Origin of the sequence: Winogradskyella ouciana, from assembly GCF_009709615.1 — a bacterium.
Classification (GTDB): Bacteria; Bacteroidota; Bacteroidia; order Flavobacteriales; family Flavobacteriaceae; genus Winogradskyella; species Winogradskyella ouciana.
The window spans coordinates 1-274 of the sequence record NZ_WJYA01000097.1 but is presented as its reverse complement, the minus strand read 5'-3'; the positions used below and the strand labels follow the sequence as shown (position 1 = coordinate 274).

1 protein-coding gene is annotated in these 274 nt (G+C 34.3%); it reads right to left on the bottom strand.

Annotation, left to right across the window (positions count from 1 at the left end; translation table 11 throughout):
- Positions 1-258 (bottom strand): ATP-binding cassette domain-containing protein (locus F1003_RS18690; RefSeq protein ID WP_155090357.1); only part of this gene is annotated, 258 nt, incomplete at its 3' end.
- Positions 259-274: the final 16 nt, after the last annotated feature.

Below are 274 nucleotides of genomic sequence, written 5' to 3'. Positions count from 1 at the left end.
TGGATATTCGATAATTGTCCCCATGCGCTTTAACAATTCATAAGATGTATCCGTTAACTTCTCATCAAAAATTTCAATATCACCGCTCGTCGGTTTTATTAAATTTGTGATCATTTTCATAATCGTTGTTTTACCTGCACCATTCGGTCCTAAGAAACCGTATATCTCTCCCTTTTTCACATGCATGTTAACGCTAGAAATAACTTCTTTCCCTTTAAACACTTTCGTTAACTGATTCGTTTTTAATATATATGTCATGTCACTGTCTCCTTTC